Origin of the sequence: Cellulomonas sp. PS-H5 (genome assembly GCF_019265565.1) — a bacterium.
GTDB lineage: Bacteria > Actinomycetota > Actinomycetes > Actinomycetales > Cellulomonadaceae > Cellulomonas.
In genome coordinates this window covers 1-6,359 of the sequence record NZ_JAHVCI010000104.1, presented here as the reverse complement: position 1 = coordinate 6,359, position 6,359 = coordinate 1, and the positions used below count along the sequence as shown (strand labels likewise).

Below are 6,359 nucleotides of genomic sequence, written 5' to 3'. Positions count from 1 at the left end.
TTCTGCCCGACACGCCGGGGCGTGTCGGGCAGAACACTCCACCGAACGCCACTCCGGCCCGCACGGAGCGCCTCGCGCGCGGCCCTAGGCTTCCGGGGTGACCACGCCCGACGCCCCCGACGCCCTCGACCCCGCCTGGCTCTCCCGCACCGTCGCGGTCGCCCTCGACGAGGACCTCGGCCCCGCCCCGGGCCGCGACGTCACCACCCAGGCCACCGTCGCCCCGGACGTCCCGGGCGTCGCCCACCTGGTGGCCCGCGAGGCCGGGGTCGTCGCCGGCCTGCCGGTCGTCGCCGAGGTGCTGCGCCAGGTCACCGACCGCCTCGGCCTCGCCCCCGCCACGGTCGACCAGCGGGTCGAGGACGGCACCGCCGTCGCGCCGGGCGACGTGCTGGCCGTGCTCACCGGCCCCGTGCAGGCGCTGCTGGTCGCGGAGCGCACCGCGCTGAACCTCGCGTCCCGCGCCTCCGGCGTCGCGACGCACGCCCGCCGCTGGGCCGACGCCCTGGCCGGGACCGGCGCGCAGGTGCTCGACACCCGCAAGACCACCCCCGGCCTGCGCGAGCTGGAGAAGTACGCGGTGCGCCGGGGCGGCGGCACCAACAAGCGCATGGGCCTGCACGACGTCGCGATGGTGAAGGACAACCACGTGGTGGCGGCCGGCGGGGTCGCGGCGGCGGTCGAGGCCGTGCGCGCGCGTTTCCCGGACGTGGCGATCCAGGTCGAGGCCGACACCACGGAGCAGGCGCTGGAGGCCGTGGGCGTCGGCGCCCGGTTCCTGCTGCTCGACAACATGCCGACGCCGGTGCTCGCGGCGACCGTCGAGGCCGTGCGCGCGAGGGAGGGGGCGACCGGGCGCGTCGAGCTCGAGGCCACCGGCAACCTCACGCTCGACCGCGCCGCCGAGGTCGCCGCGACCGGCGTCGACTACCTGTCGGTCGGGGCGCTCACGCACTCGTCGCCGATCCTGGACCTGGCGCTGGACCTGGTCGAGGGCGTCCGCGCGCCCGCGCCGGCCCCGTGACGGCCGGGGCCCCGCCCGCTCGGTAGGATTCCGGGCGTGACCGAGCCCCAGCAGACGCCCGCCCCCGCCGCCGACGACCTCCCCGAGCAGCTCCGGGTTCGGCGCGAGAAGCGGGACCGGATGCTGGCGGAGGGCGTCGAGCCGTACCCGGTCGGCGTCCCCCGCACCCACACCATCGCCGAGGTCCGCGCCGCGCACCCCGACCTGGAGCCCGGCCAGGAGACCGAGGACGTCGTCGGCGTCGCCGGCCGCGTCGTGTTCCTGCGGAACACCGGCAAGCTCTGCTTCGCCACGCTGCAGGACGGCGAGGGCAACCGGCTGCAGGCGATGCTCAGCCTGGCCAACGTCGGCGAGGACCGGCTCGCCGCGTTCAAGGCCGACGTCGACCTGGGCGACCACCTGTTCGTGCACGGCACCGTCGTGGCGTCCCGCCGCGGCGAGCTGTCCGTGATGGCCGACGCCTGGACCCTCGCGGCCAAGTCGCTGCGCCCGCTGCCCAACCTGTACGCGAAGGGCGACGAGGAGGCCCCGGAGCTGTCCGAGGAGGTGCGCGTCCGCCAGCGGTACGTCGACCTCATCGTGCGCCCGGCCGCCCGCGACACCGTCCGGCTGCGCGCCGGCGTCGTGCGCTCGCTCCGGGAGAACTTCCACCGCCGCGGCTACCTCGAGGTCGAGACCCCGATGCTGCAGACCCAGCCCGGCGGCGCCGCGGCGCGCCCGTTCGTCACGCACATGAACGCGTTCGACATCGACCTGTACCTGCGGATCGCGCCGGAGCTGTTCCTCAAGCGCGCCGCGGTCGGTGGCCTGGAGCGCGTGTTCGAGATCAACCGGAACTTCCGCAACGAGGGCGCGGACTCCACGCACTCGCCGGAGTTCGCGATGCTCGAGGCGTACGAGGCCTACGGCGACTACGACACGATGGCGGCGCTCACCCAGGACCTGGTGCAGACCGCCGCGCAGGACGTGCTCGGCACGACCACGATCACCCTCCCGGACGGCGAGGAGTACGAGGTCGGCGGCGACTGGGCGCAGCTCACGATGTACGGCTCGCTGTCCGAGTCGCTCGGCGAGGAGATCACGCCCGAGACCTCGGTGGCGCACCTGCAGAAGATCGCCGACCGCCTCGACGTGCAGCTCGACCCGAACCGGGTGAGCCACGGCAAGCTCGTCGAGGTGATCTGGGAGCACCAGGTGGGCGACCACCTGCACGCGCCGACCTTCGTGCGGGACTTCCCGGTCGAGACCAGCCCGCTGACCCGCGACCACCGCAGCATCAAGGGCCAGGTCGAGAAGTGGGACCTGTACGTCCGCGGCTTCGAGCTCGCCACCGCGTACTCCGAGCTGGTCGACCCGGTGATCCAGCGGCAGCGTTTCGAGGCGCAGGCGATCCTGGCGGCCGCCGGCGACGACGAGGCCATGCAGCTCGACGAGGACTTCCTCGCGGCCGTCGAGTACGCGCTGCCGCCGACCGGCGGCATGGGGATGGGCGTGGACCGCCTGCTCATGGCGCTGACCGGCCTCGGCATCCGGGAGACGATCCTGTTCCCGCTGGTGAAGCCCCAGGCCTGATCCACCGCGCCGCGCACCCGCCCGGCGGCCCCCGCGGGCCGCCGGGCGGTGCCGTTCTCCGGCGTACCCTGGTCCGTATGAACATCGGTCCTGCGCTCGCCGCGCTCATCCCGTCCGTCGGCGTCGGGGTGATCTTCTGGATCGCCATCCGCGCGCTCATCAACGCCGATCGCACGGAACGCGCCGCTTTGGCGCGCATGGACCGCGAGGACGCGGCGCGCGCGAATGAGGCGGGCACTTCGCCCGAAATCTGAACCATTGACACGCGTCCTTTGACGCGACGCCATTCGGCTGCCATGCTTTTCCCGCACGCACATATTCGCCGCTCGCCGATCGGGGGCCTGCGACGGCGGCCGATGCTCGGGAGGGCGAAATGGCACAGAAGGTTCAGGTCCTGCTGGTCGACGACATTGACGGCGGCACGGCGGACGAGACGGTGACGTTCGCGCTCGACGGCGTCTCCTACGAGATCGACCTCACGAGCGCCCACGCGGCCGAGCTGCGCGACGCGCTCGGCACCTGGGTCGGCCACGCCCGCAAGGTCGGCGGCCGCTCCTCCGCGGGCCGCAGCAGCGGTGGCGGCGCCAGCCGTCCGCGCCGGTCCTCCGACGCCGGCGCCGTGCGCGCCTGGGCCAAGGAGAACGGCTACGAGGTCTCCGAGCGCGGCCGCATCTCCGCCGAGATCCGCGACGCCTACGAGGCCGCCCAGGGCTGACGCCCGCGGAACGCACGCGAACGGCCCGGCACCCCGCGAGGGGTGCCGGGCCGTCCTGCGTCCGAGGCCGGGCTCAGCCGCGCGTCGCCGTCAGCTCGCGCACCGCGGCGTACTGCTCGCGCACACGCGGCGCCGGGTCGGCCTCGTAGAGCTCCGCCTCGCCCGCGGCGGTCCACGCCGGCGGCTGCTCCGACCCGCCGAGCACCCACGCGGCCTGGCGCGCGGCGCCGTCGGCGACGTACTCGCCCGGCGTCGGCACGGTCACCGCGGTGCCGAGCACGGCCGGCGCGATCCGCCGGACCGCCTCGGACTGCGCGCCGCCGCCGATGAGGGACACCCGCTCGACCGGCACGCCCTGCGCGCGCAGCGCGTCCAGGCCGTCGGCCAGCGCGCACAGCATGCCCTCGACCGCGGCCCGGGCCAGGTGCGCGGGCGTGGTGTTCGCCAGCCGCATCCCGTGCAGCGCGCCGGTCGCGTCGGGCTTGTTCGGGGTCCGCTCGCCCTCGAGGTACGGGACCAGCACCAGCCCGTCGGCGCCGGCGGGCGCGGACAGCGCGAGCGCGGACAGGCCCGCGTGGTCGACGCCGAGCATCCGCGCCGCGGCGTCCAGCACCCGGGAGGCGTTCAGCGTGCAGGCGAGCGGCAGGTAGGCGCCGGTCGCGTCGGCGAACCCGGTGACCAGGCCCGAGCCGTCGGCCGTCGGCGTGGCGGACACCGCGGACACGACGCCTGAGGTGCCGATCGAGATCGCGACGTCGCCGGCGACCATGCCGAGGCCGAGCGCGGCGGCGGCGTTGTCGCCCGCCCCGGCGCCCAGCGCCGCACCCGCCCGCACGAGCCCGGTGTCCCCGGCGACGCCCGCCGCCTCGCCCGCGCCGACGACCCGCGGCAGCACGACGTCGTGGCCGAGCGCCAGCTCCAGCAGGTCGCGGCGGTAGTCCTCGGTGAACGGCGACCAGTAGCCGGTGCCCGACACGTCGGACCGGTCGGTCGTGAGCGCCGTCAGGTCGGCGTTGCCGGGGCCGTACCCGGCGAGCCGCCAGGTCAGCCAGTCGTGGGGGAGCGCGACGGCGGCGACCCGCGCGGCGGCGTCCGGCTCGTGGTCCCGGAGCCAGCGCAGCTTGGTGACCGTCAGCGAGGCGACCGGCACGGAGCCGATCGCGTCGGCCCAGGCCTGCGGCCCGCCCAGCTCGTCGATCAGCGCCAGCGCCGAGGGCGCGGACCGGGTGTCGTTCCACAGCAGCGCGTCGCGGACGATCTCGCCGTCGGCGTCGAGCGCGACCATGCCGTGCTGCTGGCCGCCGACGGCCACGGCATCGACGTCGTCGAGCCCGTCGGCGTCCCGCACGGCGGTCTGCAGCGCGTCCCACCAGTGCCGCGGGTCGATCTCGGTGCCGTCAGGGTGCGACGCGCGGCCGGAGCGCACCAGCGCCCCGGTCTCGGCGTCGCGCACGACGACCTTGCAGGACTGGGTGGAGGAGTCCACCCCGGCGACCAGGGCCATGCTGCTTCCTCGCTCTTGCTGGTACGGGACGAAGCGCCGAGGTCGAGGGTTCCACGCGAGATCGGGGGCAGGAACCCTCGACCTCGGCGGAAACCCTCGACCTCGGCGGTGGTGGCTCGGGTCAGCGGGCGCCGAGCGCGTGCTCCAGGGCCAGCTGGTTCAGGCGGACGAAGCCGAAGCCGCGGGCGGCGACGCCCTCGACGTCGAAGTCCTCGTACGCGGACCGGTCGGCCAGCAGGTCGGCCAGGGTCTCGCCCTCGCCGATCGTCGGCTGCGACAGCTCGAGCACGCCGGACGCCTCGAGGGCCTCCTGGACCTCCGGGTCGGCGCGGAACGCCTGCGCGCGCTCCTTGAGCAGCAGGTAGGTCGCCATGTTGGCCTTGGCCGACTCCCACACGCCGTCGAAGTCCTCGGTGCGGGACGGCTTGTAGTCGAAGTGCCGGGGGCCGTCGTAGCGCGGGCCGCCGGACGGGAAGCCGTTCTCGATCAGGTCGACGGTGGCGAACGCGGAGAACAGGTCGCCGTGGCCGAACACGAGGTCCTGGTCGTACTTGATGGACCGCTGGCCGTTCAGGTCGATGTGGAACAGCTTGCCGGCCCACAGCGCCTCGGCGATGCCCTGCGTGTAGTTGAGGCCCGCCATCTGCTCGTGGCCGGTCTCCGGGTTCAGGCCGACGATGTCGCCGTGCTCGAGCTTCGCGATCAGCGCGAGGGCGTGGCCGATCGTCGGGAGCAGGATGTCGCCGCGGGGCTCGTTCGGCTTCGGCTCGATGGCGATCCGGAGGCCGTAGCCCTTCTCCTTGATGTACGCGGCGACGGTGTCGATGCCCTCGGCGTACCGGTCGTGCGCCGCGTTGAGGTCCTTGGCGGAGTCGTACTCCGCGCCCTCGCGGCCGCCCCACATCACGAACGTGTCGGCGCCGAGCTCGGCGGCCAGGTCGACGTTCCGGATGACCTTGCGCAGGCCGTAGCGGCGCACGCGGCGGTCGTTCGAGGTGAACGCGCCGTCCTTGAAGATCGGGTGGCTGAAGGTGTTGGTCGTGACCATCTCGACCGTGATGCCGGTGTCGGCCAGCGCCTGCTTGAACCGGCCGAGGATGCGCTCGCGCTCCGCGTCGTCCGAGCCGAACGGCACCACGTCGTCGTCGTGGAAGGTCACGTGCGCGGCGCCGAGCTCGGCGAGCTTGTGCACCGACTCCACCGGGTCGAGCCACGGCCGGCTCGCGGAGCCGAACTGGTCCTGGGCGTTCCAGCCGACGGTCCAGAGACCGAAGGAGAACTTGTCGTCGCGGGTGGGCGTGCGCACCATCGTCTGCTCCTCGTCGAGTAACCCTGCGGGGTTTGTCTTGTGAGTGAACTTATACGCGGGACCGGTTAGGGTCAACCGCGTGACCGACGCCGCCGCCGCGCCCCGAGAGGCGCCCGCCGCCGACCCCGGCGCGGCCCGCCCGGCCGCCGCCGGTCCGGCCGCGCGCCGTCGGGTCCCGGCCCGGCAGGGATCGCTGCGCGAGCACAACCTGGCGCTGGTGCTGCGGCACGTGCTG

6 protein-coding genes are annotated in these 6,359 nt (G+C 74.4%); 4 read left to right on the top strand and 2 right to left on the bottom strand.

Annotated features, from left to right (window positions below; genetic code table 11):
- Window positions 1-97 precede the first annotated feature (97 nt).
- The 4 genes from nadC (at window position 98) to J5O08_RS20155 (ending at window position 3,311) form a co-directional block, all read left to right on the top strand.
- Window positions 98-1,024 carry a carboxylating nicotinate-nucleotide diphosphorylase gene (gene nadC / locus J5O08_RS20170; RefSeq protein WP_218708690.1) on the top strand — a complete coding sequence of 309 codons (927 nt, stop codon included), beginning with the start codon at window positions 98-100 and terminating at the stop codon, window positions 1,022-1,024.
- Window positions 1,025-1,060: 36 nt separating this feature from the next.
- Window positions 1,061-2,596 (top strand): lysine--tRNA ligase, encoded by a 1,536-nt coding sequence (gene lysS, locus J5O08_RS20165; RefSeq protein ID WP_218708689.1) that lies wholly within the window; start codon window positions 1,061-1,063, stop codon window positions 2,594-2,596.
- A 77-nt stretch (window positions 2,597-2,673) separates the two neighbouring features.
- Window positions 2,674-2,850, top strand: coding sequence for a hypothetical protein (locus J5O08_RS20160; RefSeq protein ID WP_168216971.1), 177 nt, complete (start codon window positions 2,674-2,676; stop codon window positions 2,848-2,850).
- A 119-nt stretch (window positions 2,851-2,969) separates the two neighbouring features.
- The gene (locus J5O08_RS20155; RefSeq protein WP_147795459.1) at window positions 2,970-3,311 is read left to right on the top strand and encodes an Lsr2 family protein; all 342 of its coding nucleotides are present in this window, start codon (window positions 2,970-2,972) and stop codon (window positions 3,309-3,311) included.
- Window positions 3,312-3,384: 73 nt separating this feature from the next.
- On the opposite strand, the gene xylB is transcribed toward J5O08_RS20155, so the two are convergent.
- Both xylB and xylA read right to left on the bottom strand, forming a co-directional pair.
- On the bottom strand, window positions 3,385-4,815 hold the full coding sequence (gene xylB / locus J5O08_RS20150; protein ID WP_218708688.1) for a xylulokinase: 1,431 nt from the start codon (window positions 4,813-4,815) through the stop codon (window positions 3,385-3,387).
- Window positions 4,816-4,936: 121 nt separating this feature from the next.
- A complete protein-coding gene (gene xylA, locus J5O08_RS20145) occupies window positions 4,937-6,124 on the bottom strand; it encodes a xylose isomerase (RefSeq protein WP_147795461.1) in 1,188 nt (395 codons plus the stop codon).
- Between the last annotated feature and the right edge of the window lie 235 nt (window positions 6,125-6,359).

What these genes read in the sequence shown, in the direction of transcription:
- J5O08_RS20160 (WP_168216971.1), top strand. Translation starts at nt 2,674, where the DNA reads ATGAACATCGGTCCTGCGCTCGCCGCGCTCATCCCGTCCGTCGGCGTC.
- J5O08_RS20155 (WP_147795459.1), top strand. Translation starts at nt 2,970, where the DNA reads ATGGCACAGAAGGTTCAGGTCCTGCTGGTCGACGACATTGACGGCGGC.
- xylB (WP_218708688.1), bottom strand. Translation starts at nt 4,815, where the DNA reads ATGGCCCTGGTCGCCGGGGTGGACTCCTCCACCCAGTCCTGCAAGGTC.
- xylA (WP_147795461.1), bottom strand. Translation starts at nt 6,124, where the DNA reads ATGGTGCGCACGCCCACCCGCGACGACAAGTTCTCCTTCGGTCTCTGG.